The sequence below is a fragment of the Leptospira brenneri genome (assembly GCF_002812125.1).
GTDB lineage: Bacteria > Spirochaetota > Leptospiria > Leptospirales > Leptospiraceae > Leptospira_A > Leptospira_A brenneri.
The window spans coordinates 101,095-119,179 of the sequence record NZ_NPDQ01000003.1; the positions used below are offsets into that span (position 1 = coordinate 101,095).

The window sequence follows — 18,085 nt, forward strand, 5'->3', positions numbered from 1 at the left end:
TTAGAATCGCAATCGGATATAAAAGTTGGATTGAATTTTCAGAAGGTCAAGAAATCGAGTTTTATTAGATCTTATAGTTCCGAAACACACCTTACATAGCCGGTTGCATCTTTAAATTCATAGGATTGATTCCCTATGTTAAAGTCTACCATATAGACCGAAGTATCACCTAATGCTTGAAACGTTTGCGAACTCCAATACCTTGCGACTTGGGCGTTAGGAAAAAGAATGGGATCAGCAGTGGCGCCGGAATATTTTGTCATGTCGCCTACTGTGGTGCAACCATCTTCACCAGTGATCACTCCCGTATTTGTGGCACTACAACGAATTACTGAAAACATTTCTGTATAGAATGGAAGCCGCCAGTTACCGCGACCATAGGATTGGGAATGACTCCGCCCTAGACAAGAAGAATAAACGGCACCTGTATTCACCAGGGCTGTGTTCACACCTCCATTACAAGCATTTGGGTTTGTTGTGTCATTGTATCCTTCTGATGTTGTACAAAAGCTGAGCGCCTGCGCAGCTCCGTTCGAACAGTCCCCTTTTCCAACTCCGATACTGGTTCCATCAGGATTCCAAGACGATCCATAAGTACACCTGTCCCAAAGAAGAGTTTTCCCGGCAACGATGGTCCGAACAAAGGGACAAGTAATTTTGGCATTCACAAAACCATCACCTGTCCAAGTTCCTTTATCCCAAACCATACAGTGTACGTCCGTTGGCTGGGTCGGAAAATCAAGTTGGATGTATTTTGGAGAAGCAAACACGTCCAACCGGAAAGGTCCATTGGTAGTCACAGAGATATAACTCCCATCGGAAGCTGATCTCAAAACAACTGGTGAGGTATTGAGTCCGGTAACTGTGCCTTGAATGCTAAATGATCGTGGGTATGCCACAATCCATTCTTCGGCTAAACGAGTTTCCCAAAAGGCTTGTGTCGAAGGATCACTAGGATTATTCCATTCGAGTTTACAGCTAAAGCAAAGGAGGAAAAACAAAACAAAGAGAAAATTTATCGCAAGTGAAGAATGTCGAAAGTTCACAGTCTCATCCTGATCTACCTTTATTATAAAGGAATGTTGCCGATTCAATAAAAGTTTTTTGTAAATAAATTGTTCATTTAGAAAGGTAAGGGAAATGCCTTAGGACTCGGTAGGTATACCATCCCCGCCCAACTCGAACTGGGTGGGGTTATCCACCCGCCACCCAATAACGCCTGTTTACCATAAGATCACAAAAAAGAAAACCTCATTCCTGAAACTCAGTTTTTTTTTACAGGAAGTTCACACTAATACAAAAGCCCGGCAATCACTCCGGGCTTTTAGCTGTACGACGATCATTCAATCACTATAGGTATCGAAAGAAAATCAAAATCCTTTAGGGATTTCCTGAAAATATTTTGAAAACAAATGAGAAAATAAACTACGATTGAAAAATGAATTTGTTTTTTTTGCCAAAACATAAAACCAACTAATCAAAGCTAAATTGTATTTTATTAAATCAAATATTCAAACAAATTTTCATCCTGATTGACCAAGGTAAAATTCAGATGGAATGCATCCATCCTTGTTAGAAGCGAATTAAAATCATCTTTTGATTTTAATTCAATACCGATCAGTGCTGGACCCGATTCTTTATTATTTTTCTGGATGAATTCAAATCGAACAATATCATCATTTGGGCCAAGGATTTCGTTCACAAACTGTTTGAGCGCACCTGGCCTTTGTGCAAAACGTACGATAAAATAATGTTTCAAACCTTCAAACAATAGTGATCTTTCTTTAATTTCTTGCATCCGATCAATATCATTATTCCCACCACTCAGGATACAAACGACCTTTTTACCACGAATTTGATCTGCATACTGATCTAAGGCAGCAATGCTTAAGGCTCCCGCAGGTTCTGCGACAATAGCGTCTTCATTGTATAATTTTAAAAGGGTGGAGCAGACCTTCCCTTCTTTTACAAGTAACAAATCAGAAAGAACATCTTTACAAAAAGGGAAAGTAAGATCCCCTACTTTTTTAACCGCAGCCCCATCTACAAACTTATCAATTTTATCTAAAACCATAGGTTTTCCTAACTTTAAGGCTTCTTGCATTGATGGTGCTCCAAATGGTTCTACACCGATTATTTTGGTTATCGGAGAGAATTTCTTAAAATAATTCCCAACTCCTGCACAAAGTCCACCTCCGCCGATGGGGACAAAAACAAAATCAATATCTGATTCATCTTCTAAGATTTCTTTAGCAACCGTACCTTGGCCTTCTATGATTTTTATATGATCAAATGGGGGAACAAATACCTTATTATGAGTTTTAGCATATTCTAAAGCATAGGTTTGACATTCATCAAATGTATCACCAACGAGTATAATTTCGATCCAATTGCCACCGAACATTTTAACTTGGTTTATTTTTTGTTTTGGTGTGATAGCGGGCATATAAATTACCCCATGAAGACTCAAAATTTTACAAGAATATGCCACTCCCTGTGCATGATTACCTGCACTGGCACAAACTACCCCCCTCTTTCGTTCCTCTTCTGTTAAACTTTGGATTAGGTGATAAGCACCTCTAATTTTATAAGAACGAACTAATTGTAAGTCTTCCCTTTTGATAAAAATTTTGGCCCCAAAAGTTTCGGATAATTTTGCATGAAATTGTAAAGGAGTTTTGTAAACAATGGATTGGAGAGCTTTGTATGCGGATTCAATATCTAATTTCATCGAGTGTACTCACAATCTCTAATAAATCTTAGGTTCTCTTTTTGGAGAATGAATTTATCTTCTGAATCAAAAAAAATGAAAACCGACTAGCACATCGTAAAGAAAAACAGAACGAAGCGGTTTTGTTAGTATTAAACTGTGAGTTTCAAATTAATTTCAAAAAAGATGACAGTCGTGAAAGTGAAGGAGTGAATTCTAGGATCTAGCTGATTGGGGATGGGTGAAAAAGAAGAAAATCGAGAAACCAGAGGCCGGCCCCAACCACCCTGCCTGGGCCTTTGGTTTCTCTTATCCTATTACTGGAGCAATCTCATCACTGACTGAGACTTCATGTTTGCTTGCGCAAGCATTGATGTAGCAGCCTGAGTTAAGATTTGGTATCTCGTGAAGCTGGTCATTTGTTCAGCCATGTCAGTATCACGGATACGAGACTCAGAAGCTTGTGTGTTTTCATAAGCATTCATAAGTCCTTTCGCAGCATGCTCCATACGGTTGTAATAAGCACCAAGGTCAGCTCTTTGTTTAGAGATCACTCTTAGGGCATCATCACAAAGTCCGATTACGGAGTTTGCTTTACCTGCAGTCGAAAGAGAGATGAAAGTAAGAACCGTAGGGTTTCTTAATCCCAATGCAGCAGTGTTCATTGTTTCAATGTACACGCGCTCTCTTTGGTGCATGTTAGCTCCAATATGGAACCACATACTAGCAGTTGGGTTGAGACGAGCAAAAGCTCCTGTAAGCAGTTTCATTTTGTTGAATTCTGCTTGAGAAGCAATACGATCGATCTCGTCCACTAGCTGTGAAACCTCGACTTGGATCTGTTGTCTATCTTCTTCCGAGTAGATACCGTTCGCAGCTTGTACCGCGAGTACACGAACACGTTGAACGATTTCGTGTGTTTCTTGAAGATATCCTTCCGCCGTTTGAATGAGGGACATACCATCTTCAGTATTCTGTTCTGCACGTCGAAGACCAGCAATCTGAGTTCTCATTTTCTCAGACACTGCAAGTCCAGATGCGTCATCTCCGGCTTTGTTAATACGCATACCAGAAGACAACTTTTCAATATCTTTGCTCAGGTTCGCGTCGTTAGACTTCAAAGTTCTGTGTGCAAAGATCGCACTTACGTTGTGGTTGATAATCATCCGGGTTCCTCCTTGAATCCGTTCTCTCGCCACTAGAGGTTTTCACCTAAAGCCCGAGAAATTGATGAATTTTCGAAGAGGCCATCCTTGGCCTTTTCAAGATAAGGATCGGTATTTCTGGTAGGGAGGATAATAGGGAAAAAGAAATAAAATTTGAATAAAAATAGAACTTCCCCTTTTCTAAAATATGTCCTAGTGAATCTTTGGAATTGGATTCCAGAAAAAGGCAGGCTTTTCACGTGTTAGAGACAATTTATTTAGCGAACCCCCGAGGATTTTGTGCTGGAGTCAAGTATGCTATTTCCTACGTGGAAACTGCATTCCAAGAAAACCCAGAAACTCCCCTCTACGTCCGTAAAGAAATCGTCCATAACCAAAGAGTCGTGGAAGAAATGAAAAAAAAGGGAATTCGTTTCATTAGCGAACTCAATGAAGTTCCCGATGGAGCCACTGTCGTTTTTTCTGCCCATGGAGTTTCCCCCGAAGTGGTCAAAGAAGCCACAGAAAGAAAAATGAAAATTGGGGATGCTACCTGCCCCCTCGTCACAAGAGTACATAGAAAAGCCCGCAACATCAAAGACTCGCACCAAATTATCTATATCGCCCACAGAGGCCATGACGAAGCCATAGGAACCATGGGAGAAGCCGAGATGTTTCTTGTAGAATCACCGGAAGATGTCGAAAATCTAAAAGATAAAATTACAAAAGACAAACCTTTGACTTATCTCATGCAAACAACCCTCTCTGTTGCAGATACAAAAAGCATTGTGAAAAAAATTGAAGAAGTTTTTCCGTACGTTGAACACCCACAAAAAGATGATATCTGTTATGCGACTACAGAAAGACAAGAAGCGGTTCAGTCCATGTTAGAATCCGTAGATGCTATGCTTGTAATTGGAGCAGAAAATTCCTCCAATTCTGTACGACTTTGCCAATTAGCAAAAAAAACAAGACCCGATAGTTTTCAAATTTCGAAAAAAGAAGATGTAAATCCGGACCATATCAAAAACGCAAAGATCAAAATCCTAGGAATTACTGCGGGGGCTTCTAGTCCCCAAGTCCTTGTCGATGAAATCGTAGGAGAGATTTTAAAACATTTCCCCGATGCCAAAGTTTCTTTGTTTCCAGAAAGCAGAGAAGATACAATGAGTTTTCGGTTGCCCAAAGAACTACTTAAGCAGTATTAAAAAATGCCTTTGGATGCTTGGTCTATACTCAAAGCATCTCTGGAAGGAGATGATTCAGGAACATGCATTCTCTCTATAGACAAAACTACTAAAAAATTTGAGTTTATTTTAAGAAATAAACTCTTTGATACCTTAGAATACGGATTCGATTTAAATAGTTTTCTCGCAAAAAAAATAGAAAATTCTAATTTTTCTAAAGAACTCATTTATAAACCTGATGGTACCATCTTAGAATCGTATTTTGGAAATTTTAAAGTTCAAGAAGAAAACAAAAACAAAGAATACACAAAATTTTGTATAAAAGATATTACCGCCAAACAAAAACAAGAAGAAGAAATTGCTTGGCGATTACGGTTTGAAATCGGTGTAGCCTCTTCCATCCAAATTCTGATCCAACAACCTTCCATCAGAGAAGGATTACCACACGCACTTTACCAACTGCTGTATTTTACAGAGATGGATTCCATTTTTTATCTTAAGTATGAACCAGTTAATTCAGAAGAGAGATTCCAAATTTGGGTGAATGAAAGAAAGTCCACAAAATATCCAAAGTTACCGGAAGAATGCCAAAATTCCGATTGGTTTGATTTGGGACTCAGCAGGTGGGTTCACAAACTTAAAAAAGAAAAAACAATCCATCTAACAAAAAAAAGAGCACTGGATAGAGAGAAATGGTTTTTTGAAAAAACCCAAGCAGAAACCCTCCTTCTCATTCCCGTTTTGTTTGAAAAACAATTTTTAGGTGTGATGGGTTTTTTAAAATACAAAGAGAATTCCCCCATCAAACAAGAAAACCTTTTGATTTACCAAACGGTAAGTCGGTGGATGGGATTATTTGTCCAAAGAGATTTAGACCTAACAGAGATCAATCGGTATAAGTCCACTCTAGAATCTTTGGTTTTAGAAAGGACACTCGATCTTACAAAAACGAAAGAAGAATTAGAACGCGCTTACAAAGCCAAAACTGAATTTTTAGCTCATATGAGCCATGAACTCAGAACTCCTTTAAATTCGATCATTGGGTTTTCAAAACTCATCCAACTCCCAGACTCAGATAAAACGGGAAAGGAATACCTAAATTATATCTATACTGGTGGAACTAGACTCCTGAGTATGATTAACGAAATTTTAGGTTTGATGAAAATTGAGTCGGGACAAATTAAAATTAAGTTATCAACCTTTAAACCAGAAGATCTATGTCGCCAAACCTTGGATCTAATCCAACCACAAGCTAACGCCAAACGGATGGACATTCGATTTCGCCCACCGCTCCAATCAAAAACGATCACTTCTGATTCTGGAAAAATCCAACAAATCCTTCTCAACCTCCTCTCCAATGCGATTAAATACTCAAATCAACCCTATATTGAGTTTGAATGTCATTGGGAACTCGACACTTTAACTATTTCTGTTCGCGATTTTGGCCCAGGAATCTCGGAAGAGGATCAAATCAGGGTGTTTCATACCTTTACACGGTTAAACGACGATGGGAATATAGAAGGAACGGGACTTGGACTTTCCATTTCGCAAGGCCTAGCCATTCGACTTGGAGGGGCAATCGAACTCACTTCCCAATTAGGCCAGGGGTCAAATTTTAAACTCAAGTTACCGGAATTTATAAAATAAAGGAATTGAACCCTGTAGAATTATCCCGTAGGATTTCCGATAATCTATATGGTGGAATCGATTTTTAATTCAAACAATCCCGCGAAGGCTCGAAGCAAGGAATTTCGACGTCCCAAAGAACCAATCCTAATCATCGAGGATAAAAAGGAAAACCAAGTCCTACTCGAAGCGATTTGTAAACGAATTGGAATGGAAGCCGAGATTGCGGAAGACGGCAAAATTGCCCTTGAAATGGCATCCTCTAGACCATATAGCCTCTATTTGGTGGATTTGATGATGCCTGTGATGGATGGGAAAACATTCATTCTAGAAAGAAAAAAAATAGAACCCACTGCTGTTTTTATTGTACAAACAGCGATTGACCAAACAGAAGAGATTATAGAAGTGATGAAACTCGGAGTCTACGATTACCTTTTAAAACCTCTTCATGTAGAAATTGTTTCTGATCGTATTGAAAAAGCATTAGAATACGTCTATTTAAAGAGAATGGAGTCTCTTCTTATTGATGAAGAATCAAAAGAATTAAAAAGCCAATTGGAATGGCTAAACTACAAAGAATCTCACAGAAAGACAAACGAAGTTAACTCGGAACTTTATTCCATCTTAAACTTAAAAACAACCTTAATGCAAGGCTCTGGACTCGGGGCGATGTCAACGATTATTGATTCCATCCAACAAATCAAAATCAATCAAGGGAATGATTATCTGATTAGTAAAGAGTTCTGGGATTTGTTATTTGAAAATCATGAACACAACATGGCGATGATGTCAGGACTTGATCTCGCAGTCGATATCATCCAAAACAATAAAGGTTTGACACGAAAAAAAAGCGAAGAACTATTAGGAATCTTGCCTTCTCTTGTTGAAGAATTTAAAAACGAAATTGAAGAACGAGAGATTAAGGTAAATTTACCTGTAGTCAAACAATCAGTTTATCTTGATTTTGATATGGAATCAATGAGAGTTGCCATCCATGAAATCATTACAAATGGACTGAAATATTCCAAAAAAAAATCTCACTTTGATGTTTTTGTAACTTTTGTTGACGGTTATTTCTGTTTGTCTGCAAAAAACAATATTGTTGAAGATGAATATGCAAGACAACTAACCCACTCCGAAAAAAGATTAATCGAACCATTTTACCGTATTCATCCACCTGTTGAAAGTTTCTACTCAAAAGAAAAATTCAGTTTGGGACTTGGATTAACAATGGTTGATTTTATCCTTCACAGACACAACGGAATGTTTTTCATTCGAAACGCAATCGATCATACAACAGAAGTAAAAGCTGACTGTATCATTGCTGAAATATTTTTACCAATCCAAAACAACAAGGAAACCAACCATGAATAGAAAAATTCTGATCATTGATGATTCTGCGGTATTTCGCAAGATTATTTCAGTCCATTTAAAAAACGCGAGTTTTGATTTAATCGAAGCTGGTGACGGGTTAGAAGGTTTGAAACAACTCGAAGGGAACGAAGTGGATTTGATTGTTTCCGATATGAATATGCCAAATATGGATGGAATCAGCTTTATTAAAAAAGTAAAAGAAAATCCAAAATATAAATTCACTCCGATCATCATGTTAACAACAGAATCGCAACCAGAAAAAAAACAACAAGGTTTGGATGCCGGAGCGAAAGCCTGGCTTACAAAACCTTTTTCCCCAGAAGAATTACTCGATACGATTTCTAAATTACTACCGTAACCATGGAACCAGTCCAAACTCTACAAACAACAAATTCAGGTTTTGAAATCAAGTGGCAGGGATACCTTACAGTACCCTTCGTCAAAGAGTGGAAAAACCTAGCAGATGTTTGGACAAATGAAAAAGGAAAGGTCATTCATTTAGATCTAAATGGAATTCAACGAATTGATTCCGCAGGGATTCAGTTTTTAATTTATTTAAAAGAATTAAGCCAAACGAATCACTATTCGATTCATTTGAAAAACCATTCGCTCGCTGTTCTCAAAGTTTTAGATTTACTTGGTCTCGTTAGTTTTTTTGGAGATCGAGTAAAAGTAAAAAAAGAACATTCCAATGAAGTAGAATTTCGATATGGGACAAGGAAGACCAATTAATGGATTTAACTGAGGTTATAGATGCCTATCTAGTTGAATCCGAGGAATTCTTACGTGATATGGAGGCCATTCTCCTTCGTACCGAAGTTTCAACTCCTTCTGATGATGATTTAAATGCAATCTTTCGTGCAGTTCACACAATCAAAGGAACTGCGGGTATGTTTGGTTTTGATTCCACAGTAAAATTTACACATGTCGTGGAAAATCTTTTAGATGGCTTACGTTCTCACGAAATACCCTTTGCAGAGGGTCTCACCGAAATTTTACTAAATGCAAAAGATCATTTGTCTTATCTGGTTTTGGAAGAAACCAAAGGCAAAATCCCAGAATCCAAGGTTGTTCATGGAAATTCCATTTTGGACCAAATGAAACCTTACCTAAAAAATGATACATCGGAAAAAACAAATACCGATCCACTTCTTGCAGTTCCCTTGGAAAATAAGCCAACATTACAAACTTCAGGTTTCGGAATTCCGGCTTATCTCATTTCGTTTCGACCAAACCGCAATGTATTTTCCCAAGGATTAGATCCCATTTCGTTTATTGGATACTTAAAAAAAATCGGAACGATTCACGCTTTAAAAACAATTTCTGAAATCGCAGCCAATTTAGAAAACATCGATCCTGAATTTTGTTATTTAGGTTTTGAAATTCACTTTGTCTCCGATTCCGATTTGGAAACAGTCAGAAAGGTTTTTAATTTTATCGAAAACGACTCTTTTTTACATATACTTCCACCTGGTGCAGGTATCCAGGATCTTTGTGATCTCTCAGGCCAACTTCCTGAGGAAGAAATTTTACTCGGTAATCTTTGGAAAGAAATTGGAATACTAACGGATGCTAGTTTAATTCAATATTTAGAAACATTAAAAACTCTGAAAACTGGAATTGAGACCAATACAAACCAACTTTCAAATTCCTTTAATTCTGTAGAACCGGTCAAAGAAACTGTAACACAAAATCCTGCTTCCCAAACAAACAAAGATACAAATAAATCTTCCACCATCAAAGTTGATTCCAAACGAATCGACAATTTAATCAACCGAGTGGGAGAACTCGTTGTTTCCTGTGCCAATATGAACCAACTCATTGGAAATATGGAAGATTCCAATCTACAGGAATCATCCATCCTTGCAATGAGGCTTCTGAATGAAGTTAGGGAAATTTCACTCAAATTAAGAATGGTTCCCATTGGAGATAGTTTCCAAAAGTATACAAGAATTGTGAGAGATTTAGGTAAAGAACTCGGTAAAGATATCAAACTAAGTACAGAAGGAAACGAAACCGAATTAGACAGAAATATTGTTGAGAAGTTGAGTGACCCACTCACCCATCTTGTAAGAAATGCATGTGATCACGGTTTAGAAACACCAGAAGAAAGAGAAAAAAAAGGCAAACCAAGACAAGGTACAATTAAATTAAATGCCTTCCATGAAGCAGGAAGTGTAGTGATTGAAATTACCGATGATGGAAACGGAATCCAAAAAGAAAAAGTTTGGCAAAAGGGACTGGATAAAGGACTCGTTTCCGGATCCATGCCTGAGTCGGAAGATGAAATTTATAAACTCCTCTTTCATCCTGGACTTTCGACTGCTTCCCAAATCACAAATGTTTCTGGTAGAGGTGTCGGCCTAGATGTTGTTTTACAGAATATTGAATCCTTACGAGGGAATATCACAGTCAAATCGACACCGAGCCAAGGTAGTCGGTTCATTCTTCGTTTGCCTTTAACTTTAGCCATCATAGATGGTTTTCTTGTCGAAGTTGGTAAAAACCAATTCATCATACCGATGGATATGATATTTGAATGTTTACATTTTACAGATGAAAATAAGGCTGATGCGAACCAATTTTTTGCCCTTCGGGGTAGTTTGATTCCTTATCTCAGACTAAAAGATTATTATCCATCGGAATCAACCGGAGATTCCGTACGCGAAAACATCGTCATTGTTAGAAACGGTGAAAAAAAAGCAGGGATCGTAGTCGAAAGACTCCTCGGAGAATACCAAACAGTAATCAAACCAATGGGATCAGTATTCCGCCATGTAAAGGGTGTTAGTGGTTCAAGTATTTTAGGAGATGGGAATGTTGCCCTAATCATTGACATACCATCGCTATTCGAACGAACCATAACTTTAGAAAACGAAAAATTATATAAATAAAGAGGATGATATGAAAAATATAAAGATAAACACAAAACTGATAGTTTTTTTCCTTACGGGTTTACTATTTGTGATTTGGACATCCGCATACTCCTGGGGAACATTCACAAGTTCTTTACCCACAGAAGAAACAACCAAAGTCCAGATTCAGAAAACGGAAGCACTAAATCATGTTTGGAATTTAAGCCAATCCACACATTCCGATCTACTCTTAATCCTCCAATCACAAGAAGTAGATAAAACTCTAGTCGCAAAACTCAAATATGATTTGGAAAAACTAAACTCCGCTTGGACAGAAATCTCTACCACTCCTACTTCCAAGGAAGAATCATCCATTCTAAGTTCTTTATCGGCAGAAAAAGATGGGTATATTGCAGCAGTAAAAGTTTATCTCTCTGAACCAGAAGATTCGGCTAAAAAGGAAAACCTTCGAGTTTCCTTACCATCTTTATGGAAACCATACGCGAATTCTATTTTTAAATGGAATACAGAAATCACAAAAGAAAGTATTACAAAGTTTTCACAAAGTTCTGCTTCGACAGACCTCAAACTAATCCCCATTTATATCTCTTGTGGGATTTTTTTAATCATCACAGCTTTTCTTTTGTTTTCCTTATTAAAAGGAATCGAAAAACCAATGAAAGATGCCATTCAAATCAAAACAGCATTGGATAGTGTTTCTACAAATGTGATGATTGCTGATTTGGATTTAAATGTTGTTTATATGAACAAATCAATTCATGCAATGTTTGCAAAATCTGAAAGCGAAATCAAAACCCAAATTCGAAACTTTTCATTAAAAGATTTAATGGGAAGTAATATTGATGGGTATCACAAAGATCCAAGCCACCAAAGAAGACTCCTAGGCACTTTTACTTCTGAACACAAAACCAGTATCACCATGGGAAGTCGTGAATTTAATTTAATTGCAAATCCAATCATTACGGCTTCTGGAGAAAGATTGGGTAGTGTTGTGGAATGGGCTGACGTTACAGAAGCCAATGCAAACGCAAAAGCTGTTGATAGATCGCAAGCCACCATTGAATTTAATATGGAAGGAACTATTTTAACTGCGAACGAAAATTTTCTAAAAGTAATTGGATATAGTTTGAGTGAAGTAAAAGGCCAACATCATAAAATGTTTGTTGACCCACAAGAAGCAAATTCTGATGTTTATCGTCAATTTTGGGCAGCACTAAACCGTGGTGAATTCCAAGCAGCAGAATACAAAAGAGTTGGAAAAAATGGTAAAGAAGTTTGGTTACAAGCAACCTATACTCCCATCATTGATGCCAATGGAAAACCATTTAAGGTTGTTAAATACGCAACAGACATCACTGAACAAAAGAAAATCACTCTCGAAACAGCTCGTATAGTAGACGATCTAGTGATTGGACTTGCTGCTTTAGAAAATGGAGACCTCACCCAACTCATTACCAATGAATACGACGGTGGATTTGCCAGACTCAGAGATTCATTTAACAATACATCTAAAAAATTGGTAGAGATCATTAACGATGTCAGAACCAATACAGATGCCCTTGTCAATGCAGCCGATGAAGTGGCCTCTACCGCAAGCACTCTTTCCCAAGGAGCCAGTGAACAAGCAGCCTCAGTGGAAGAAACATCTGCTTCTTTGGAAGAAATGGGAGCATCCATTGACCAAAATGCAGAAAATGCAAAACAAACGGATACAATTGCTACAAAATCAGCAAAAGACGCAAAACAGGGTGGAGAGGCGGTTCGAAATACAGTTTCTGCAATGAAAGAAATTGCAGATAAAATTTCTATCATCGAAGACATTGCCTACCAAACCAACTTACTTGCATTAAACGCTGCAATCGAAGCCGCAAGAGCCGGTGAACACGGAAAAGGATTTGCCGTAGTTGCTTCTGAGGTGAGAAAACTTGCAGAACGTTCTCAAAAATCAGCCAATGAAATCGGAAGTTTGGCTGGTAGTTCCGTACAAATTGCAGAATCTGCCGGAAAACTCATTGAAGAGATTGTCCCTGCTATCAATAAAACAGCAGACCTGGTTCAAGAAATTACCGCGGCAAGCCAAGAGCAGTCTTCGGGTGTGAACGAAGTGAACAAAGCCATGGGACAACTAGACCAAGTGTCTCAGCAATCTGCGACAGCTTCCGAAGAACTAGCAGCCATAGCAGAAGAATTACAAGCTCAAGCAGAGAAACTTCTCTCCTCTATTAGTTTTTTCAAACTGGGAAAACAAGGAAACCTTCCGGGTGCTGTTTACGATGCAAAACTATCTAAAATAAGATCTTCCAGTCGACAAGCAGCAGCGAGTTCCAAAAAGACGGATCATTCTGACGAAACGAATAAATTCCAAAAGTATTAAACTAGGATATCCATATGCAGGAACTCCAATACTTAACCTTTCTCATTTCAGAAGAACTTTTTGGTCTGGGAATCTTATACATCAAAGAAATCATTGAATTTGAATCAGTGACCCATGTTCCCATGATGCCAGATTATATTCCTGGAGTGATCAACCTTAGGGGCAATGTAGTTCCTGTGATTGATCTCAATGCAAGATTCTACAAAAAGAAAACCGAAACCAATCGAAAAACATGTATCATCATTACCGAAATCAATGTTGAAAATGAAATCATTGATGTAGGTCTTTTAGTTGATGCGGTGAATGAAGTGGTGGATATCACTCCTGAATCCATTGAAGAGCCACCGAGTTTTGGATCCAAAATTCGCTTAGATTTCATCCAAGGGCTTGGGAAACTAGAAAATAAATTTGTCATCATCTTAAAAGTGAACCAAATTTTAGAACTTTCTGAGTTACAAGCCATCCAAGAAACTTCGTCCAATCTTATGTAATGGAATCACCCAGAGAAGTTATAGACCGGTATTTAAACCCAGGCGAAATTTTTTTCGGCGGTTCAACGTTTCGAGTTCGCACGCTCCTTGGATCTTGTGTTTCAATCATTCTTTGGCACCCAACGAGACAAATTGGTGGTATGTGTCATTATCTTTTACCAACACCGGCTGAGCTCCATTCTGCAAATACACATAAATATGGAGTCGACGCTTTTACATTTTTTTTATCTGAAATCAAAAAACACCGATCTAGTCCGAAAGAATTTTATGCAAAAATTTTCGGAGGTTCCAATATGTTCTTACACGAAGAAAGAGAAATATTAAAAGATAAATCGAGTTCGCAAGTTGGAACCAGAAATGCTGATTTTGCAAAAAAGATTCTAGAGGAAAACCAAATCAAAATTATCTCAGAGGATGTTGGTGGTTCCTTATCTAGAAAGGTTTACTTTTCTGTCTGGGACGGGGAAGTTTGGGTAGAAAAAAAATAATATTATGAAAAAAATAAAAGTTTTTGTCATCGATGATTCTGCTGTCGTAAGACAGGTATTAGCCGAAATCTTCAAAGAAGATCAGAGTTTTGAATTTTTAGGAAGTGCCTCCGACCCAATCTTTGCATTAGATAAAATGAATAATGATTGGCCCGATGTGATTGTTCTAGATATCGAGATGCCAAGAATGGATGGATTGTCTTTTTTAAAAAAAATCATGTCAGAAAGACCTACCCCGGTTGTGATTTGTTCTACTTTGACAACAGAAGGTTCTGATACCGCCATGCTTGCCATGAGCCTCGGTGCCATTGATATCATCACAAAACCCAAACTAGGTTTAAAAGATTTTTTACACGAATCTACGATCGAACTTACCGATGCCGTTGTGGCAGCCGCCGCCGTATCCTTAAAAGCGTTGCCTACCCTTGCAGATAGAAAAGAATTTTCGATTAAAACAGAAAAGAAACAAGATATCTCTCAATTACAAGCAACAGAAAAAATTGTGGCAATTGGTACCTCTACCGGAGGAACCATTGCCTTAGAAGAAGTGCTTACAAAACTTCCCAAAGACAAAACTCCGGGGATCGTAATCGTCCAACATATGCCAGAAAAGTTTACCGAAACTTTTGCCAAACGGTTGGATTCCATTTGTGATATCAGCGTCAGAGAAGCTAAGGATGGGGACCGCGTGGTGCGAGGTCTTGCACTCATTGCCCCAGGAAACCGTCACATGACAGTTCGAAGGTCAGGAGCTCAGTATTTTGTTGAAGTGATGGATGGACCTCTTGTGAATCGCCACAAACCTTCTGTAGATGTCTTATTTCGATCCGTCGCAAGACAGGCTGGTAAAAATTCCAAAGGAATCATCATGACAGGGATGGGAGACGATGGAGCTGCAGGACTTCATGAAATGAAAGAAGCCGGAGCAGAAACCTACGCACAGAATGAAGAATCTTCTGTTGTGTTTGGGATGCCAAAAGAAGCAATCAAGAGAGGAGGTGTAGACCACATCCTCCCTTTAAGTGAAATCTATAAAACGATCGTGGGTTACGGTTAGTTAACCGAGACCCAATTCTTTCGTTACTTTTACTTTTCTAGATCGAATTTCTTCTGGAGATTCTTCCTTTAGAATTTCATCTGGTTTGATTTTGAAAATGGGTTGTGCTTTTGTCACAATCTTTCCATCCGAATCCACCATTAAATTTTTAACAATGGTTCCACTCACTGGAGCTAGAATTTTGTTAAACATCTTCATAACTTCAATGATGAATAGTGGTTGTCCAGCGTGGAAATGATCTCCTTCATTGATGAGTAAAGGAAGGTTTGGAGCTTCTTTTGAGTAGAACATTCCACCCATAGGAGCCACAATCTCATCCCCAGACATTTTTGGTGGAGGGTTCAAAGTTTTGATAAACGCATCTCTTGTGTCTTTGTTTTTGAACTCATCAGGAACAATCCCATCCAAGTCAGCATTCACATCCAAACCAAAGAAGTTGGATTTGATTCCGATTTTAGGAAGTAATAGTAATGTTTCAAGACCAGCTTGGAATCCATTATGACTTGCCACAGACGCATTCCAAAGTTCATCAGAAAGTGACTTCGAAGGATTTTTGCCCTTAGTTAGTGCTTCTGACAACTCTTTCCAAGAATTAAGACCTGTGCGTGCAGACAATTCTGCATAGAATGCTTTTGCTTCGGTAAGAAGGATGGAATCGTGATCCCAAATCTTTTCAGAGCTTGCTTTCCCATCTGTTGTCTCTAAGTTCAAATAGTAATACAATGAATCTAAAAATTGAATTGGGTTCTCTGCGAAAGTTACATTATTGCCAGAACGAGTCCAAAGTTTTCCTTCAAAGTATCCCAAAAATCCACCAAGAAGGTGCGGGTTTGCTAACAAACGTTCCAAAGGACGAATGACAAGAGTCATCTTTTTGTTTAAAACTTTTTTAAGATCTGCATCCGCAGCCTTTGTTTTCTCAGACCAAAGATACTCTAAATCCAAATCATTGATGATGGATTGTAAAGCGCCAATCCCAGCCAAATAGGAAATCATAAATGCTGTAGATGGTTTAAACATCGCATCCTTACCCAAAATCCACTGGATGAGTCCATAGTGAACGAGTAAGTTAGTTTCGAGATTTTGTCCTCTAAGTTCTGTTTTGCGAAGAACGTTTCCTAAAATCTCTAAGTTTTCCGTCCTGCTATTTCCATAAGAAACAATGAGGGCTACGTTAGAATCATAAGCTCCGGCCAAGTTGTAGTGAACGAAAGCCCCAGTATCAGGGTTACGTGTACAAATCCCTTGGTCATCCCGAATTTCTTCAGGTAAAGCATTCGACCAGTTTTGGATGATTCCACCAGCATGCGGTTGGAGCGCACGGTTCGTCGCATTGATTCGAACTTCCGCACCTGATACGTTTCGAACAATCCTCTCCGGTTTCGGAACTCTTGGCCCATGGATGGAAAGAACTGCCATTGCTTCCACAAGAGAATCAATGTAAAAGATATCATTTGGATCGTTCGGATTAGTGAACTTCATTTTGTAGACCATTTCGGTCACACGGTGTTCCACCTGAATCCTTGTGTTTACTTCCATAAAGAAGAAACTATTTCCTTCTACGATACATTCAAAAGTAGAAACGGAATTCAAACGAATGGCTTTTCCAAATACTTCTGCTTGGTTTTCCATATCCTTTAAAGTTTGTACATCTTTATCAAGGATAGCAGCTTTTTTAGAATTGGAAGAACGAACGAGATCAGCTTCTTTTTGGAGTAATTCCACAGTTTGCGAAATCTCTAAAAGTTTTTGTTCATGCATCTGCAAAGAACAATCACGACCTCCCAGTGACAAAGACCACTCCCCATTACCGATTAACTGAATTTCATTATGGCGAGTGTTTTCAATATTAAGTTCAATTAGAAAGTTCCGGTTGGAACCAACAGCTGTGACTTTGGACTCTGCAAGGATTTCCATAACGGCTGCGTCAATTTCAGACTTCTCACCGATAACACGTTGCCCTTTTCCACCACCACCACCGATGTATTTGAATCGGATTCGTTTGCCTGGATATTTTTTCCAAATATCTTCACAAAGAATTTCTGACTCTTTTTGTAAGTCCGGGATGGATGTGATATCGATTGTTTTTTCGTAAGAAAGTTGGAGTAAATCCTCTGCATTGTCTTCGAGAGACCGAGCATCGTTGTAAGAAAAAGTTAAACTATTTTCTTTTGCAACTTTAAGAAGTCCATCTTTGGAATTTCCTGTTTTCCGAAGTAAAGCAAGAGCTGTGATATTATCAACCCCTGGAGTAACGGATACATTTAGACTTCTTGCGAGTTTTTTTGCTTCGTCTTTGGCTCCGGCCCCTTTCGCAACATGAGAACTAGGTCCCATAAAAGTGATTCCAGCTTTTTCAATGGCTTCGATGAATTCTGCATCTTCTGCCATAAATCCGTAACCTGCAAAGATATGAGTGTATCCATTGTCTTTGGCAATTCCAATGATTTGGCGAATGCGTTGTTCTTTCTCTTCTTTACCAGCTCCCATATAATCAGGAACTCGGTGGATGTTTTCTGGGAATCGGAAGTTACGAAGCTCAGGTGCCAGGGCTTTCGGATAAACGATAGAATCTTTTTCCGAAAGTAAAATTCCGTATTCTTTCACGCCAATGGAATCAAAAACATCCATGGTTTCTTTACGAACTGGACCACGGCAAACGATTAAACATTTAATGGATTCCACACTGAAAGAACGAATCCATGCGGATTCGGACTCTTGGAACTGAATGCGTTTTAAATTCTTATCTAACATGGA

General features: G+C 38.5%; 14 protein-coding genes. 10 read left to right on the forward strand and 4 right to left on the reverse strand.

What is annotated here, in order from left to right:
• Nucleotides 1-71: 71 nt before the first annotated feature.
• The 3 genes from CH361_RS07135 to CH361_RS07145 form a co-directional block, all read right to left on the reverse strand.
• Complete coding sequence (locus CH361_RS07135) at nucleotides 72-1,046, reverse strand: Lcl domain-containing protein (protein WP_100790151.1); 975 nt, start codon at nucleotides 1,044-1,046, stop codon at nucleotides 72-74.
• A 452-nt stretch (nucleotides 1,047-1,498) separates the two neighbouring features.
• Entirely contained in the window at nucleotides 1,499-2,731 is a 1,233-nt protein-coding gene (gene ilvA / locus CH361_RS07140; protein ID WP_100790152.1) for a threonine ammonia-lyase, read from the reverse strand.
• A 296-nt stretch (nucleotides 2,732-3,027) separates the two neighbouring features.
• Complete coding sequence (locus tag CH361_RS07145) at nucleotides 3,028-3,876, reverse strand: flagellin N-terminal helical domain-containing protein (RefSeq protein ID WP_002974229.1); 849 nt, start codon at nucleotides 3,874-3,876, stop codon at nucleotides 3,028-3,030.
• A 239-nt stretch (nucleotides 3,877-4,115) separates the two neighbouring features.
• Here CH361_RS07145 and ispH point away from each other — a divergent pair, with 239 nt between their 5' ends.
• Genes ispH through CH361_RS07195 form a run of 10 tightly spaced genes read left to right on the forward strand, consistent with a single transcriptional unit; the run spans nucleotide 4,116 to nucleotide 15,328 of the window.
• Nucleotides 4,116-5,063 (forward strand): 4-hydroxy-3-methylbut-2-enyl diphosphate reductase, encoded by a 948-nt coding sequence (ispH, locus tag CH361_RS07150; protein ID WP_100790153.1) that lies wholly within the window; start codon nucleotides 4,116-4,118, stop codon nucleotides 5,061-5,063.
• Between the two features lie 3 nt (nucleotides 5,064-5,066).
• Nucleotides 5,067-6,689 (forward strand): sensor histidine kinase, encoded by a 1,623-nt coding sequence (locus CH361_RS07155; RefSeq protein ID WP_100790154.1) that lies wholly within the window; start codon nucleotides 5,067-5,069, stop codon nucleotides 6,687-6,689.
• 48 nt (nucleotides 6,690-6,737) lie between these two features.
• The gene (locus CH361_RS07160; RefSeq protein WP_100790155.1) at nucleotides 6,738-8,042 is read left to right on the forward strand and encodes an ATP-binding response regulator; all 1,305 of its coding nucleotides are present in this window, start codon (nucleotides 6,738-6,740) and stop codon (nucleotides 8,040-8,042) included.
• Nucleotides 8,035-8,400 carry a response regulator gene (locus tag CH361_RS07165; protein ID WP_100790156.1) on the forward strand — a complete coding sequence of 122 codons (366 nt, stop codon included), beginning with the start codon at nucleotides 8,035-8,037 and terminating at the stop codon, nucleotides 8,398-8,400. Before CH361_RS07160 ends, CH361_RS07165 begins: the two co-directional genes overlap by 8 nt.
• Nucleotides 8,401-8,402: 2 nt before the next feature.
• Nucleotides 8,403-8,774 (forward strand): STAS domain-containing protein, encoded by a 372-nt coding sequence (locus CH361_RS07170; RefSeq protein ID WP_100790157.1) that lies wholly within the window; start codon nucleotides 8,403-8,405, stop codon nucleotides 8,772-8,774.
• Nucleotides 8,774-10,936, forward strand: coding sequence for a chemotaxis protein CheA (locus tag CH361_RS07175; RefSeq protein WP_100790158.1), 2,163 nt, complete (start codon nucleotides 8,774-8,776; stop codon nucleotides 10,934-10,936). Before CH361_RS07170 ends, CH361_RS07175 begins: the two co-directional genes overlap by 1 nt.
• A 10-nt stretch (nucleotides 10,937-10,946) precedes the next feature.
• Complete coding sequence (locus tag CH361_RS07180) at nucleotides 10,947-13,292, forward strand: methyl-accepting chemotaxis protein (protein WP_100790159.1); 2,346 nt, start codon at nucleotides 10,947-10,949, stop codon at nucleotides 13,290-13,292.
• A 14-nt stretch (nucleotides 13,293-13,306) separates the two neighbouring features.
• Complete coding sequence (locus CH361_RS07185) at nucleotides 13,307-13,783, forward strand: chemotaxis protein CheW (RefSeq protein WP_100790160.1); 477 nt, start codon at nucleotides 13,307-13,309, stop codon at nucleotides 13,781-13,783.
• Nucleotides 13,783-14,271 (forward strand): chemotaxis protein CheD, encoded by a 489-nt coding sequence (locus CH361_RS07190; RefSeq protein ID WP_100790161.1) that lies wholly within the window; start codon nucleotides 13,783-13,785, stop codon nucleotides 14,269-14,271. The genes CH361_RS07185 and CH361_RS07190 overlap by 1 nt, the downstream gene beginning before the upstream one ends.
• A gap of 4 nt (nucleotides 14,272-14,275) precedes the next feature.
• Complete coding sequence (locus CH361_RS07195) at nucleotides 14,276-15,328, forward strand: protein-glutamate methylesterase/protein-glutamine glutaminase (RefSeq protein WP_100790162.1); 1,053 nt, start codon at nucleotides 14,276-14,278, stop codon at nucleotides 15,326-15,328.
• Here the strand turns inward: CH361_RS07195 and CH361_RS07200 are convergent, their stop codons facing one another.
• Nucleotides 15,329-18,082, reverse strand: coding sequence for an ATP-binding protein (locus CH361_RS07200; RefSeq protein ID WP_100790163.1), 2,754 nt, complete (start codon nucleotides 18,080-18,082; stop codon nucleotides 15,329-15,331).
• Between the last annotated feature and the right edge of the window lie 3 nt (nucleotides 18,083-18,085).

Coding starts and splice junctions, on each gene's coding strand:
- ilvA (WP_100790152.1), bottom strand. CDS start 2,731: ATGAAATTAGATATTGAATCCGCATACAAAGCTCTCCAATCCATTGTT.
- CH361_RS07145 (WP_002974229.1), bottom strand. CDS start 3,876: ATGATTATCAACCACAACGTAAGTGCGATCTTTGCACACAGAACTTTG.
- CH361_RS07155 (WP_100790154.1), top strand. CDS start 5,067: ATGCCTTTGGATGCTTGGTCTATACTCAAAGCATCTCTGGAAGGAGAT.
- CH361_RS07160 (WP_100790155.1), top strand. CDS start 6,738: ATGGTGGAATCGATTTTTAATTCAAACAATCCCGCGAAGGCTCGAAGC.
- CH361_RS07165 (WP_100790156.1), top strand. CDS start 8,035: ATGAATAGAAAAATTCTGATCATTGATGATTCTGCGGTATTTCGCAAG.
- CH361_RS07170 (WP_100790157.1), top strand. CDS start 8,403: ATGGAACCAGTCCAAACTCTACAAACAACAAATTCAGGTTTTGAAATC.
- CH361_RS07175 (WP_100790158.1), top strand. CDS start 8,774: ATGGATTTAACTGAGGTTATAGATGCCTATCTAGTTGAATCCGAGGAA.
- CH361_RS07180 (WP_100790159.1), top strand. CDS start 10,947: ATGAAAAATATAAAGATAAACACAAAACTGATAGTTTTTTTCCTTACG.
- CH361_RS07185 (WP_100790160.1), top strand. CDS start 13,307: ATGCAGGAACTCCAATACTTAACCTTTCTCATTTCAGAAGAACTTTTT.
- CH361_RS07190 (WP_100790161.1), top strand. CDS start 13,783: ATGGAATCACCCAGAGAAGTTATAGACCGGTATTTAAACCCAGGCGAA.
- CH361_RS07195 (WP_100790162.1), top strand. CDS start 14,276: ATGAAAAAAATAAAAGTTTTTGTCATCGATGATTCTGCTGTCGTAAGA.
- CH361_RS07200 (WP_100790163.1), bottom strand. CDS start 18,082: ATGTTAGATAAGAATTTAAAACGCATTCAGTTCCAAGAGTCCGAATCC.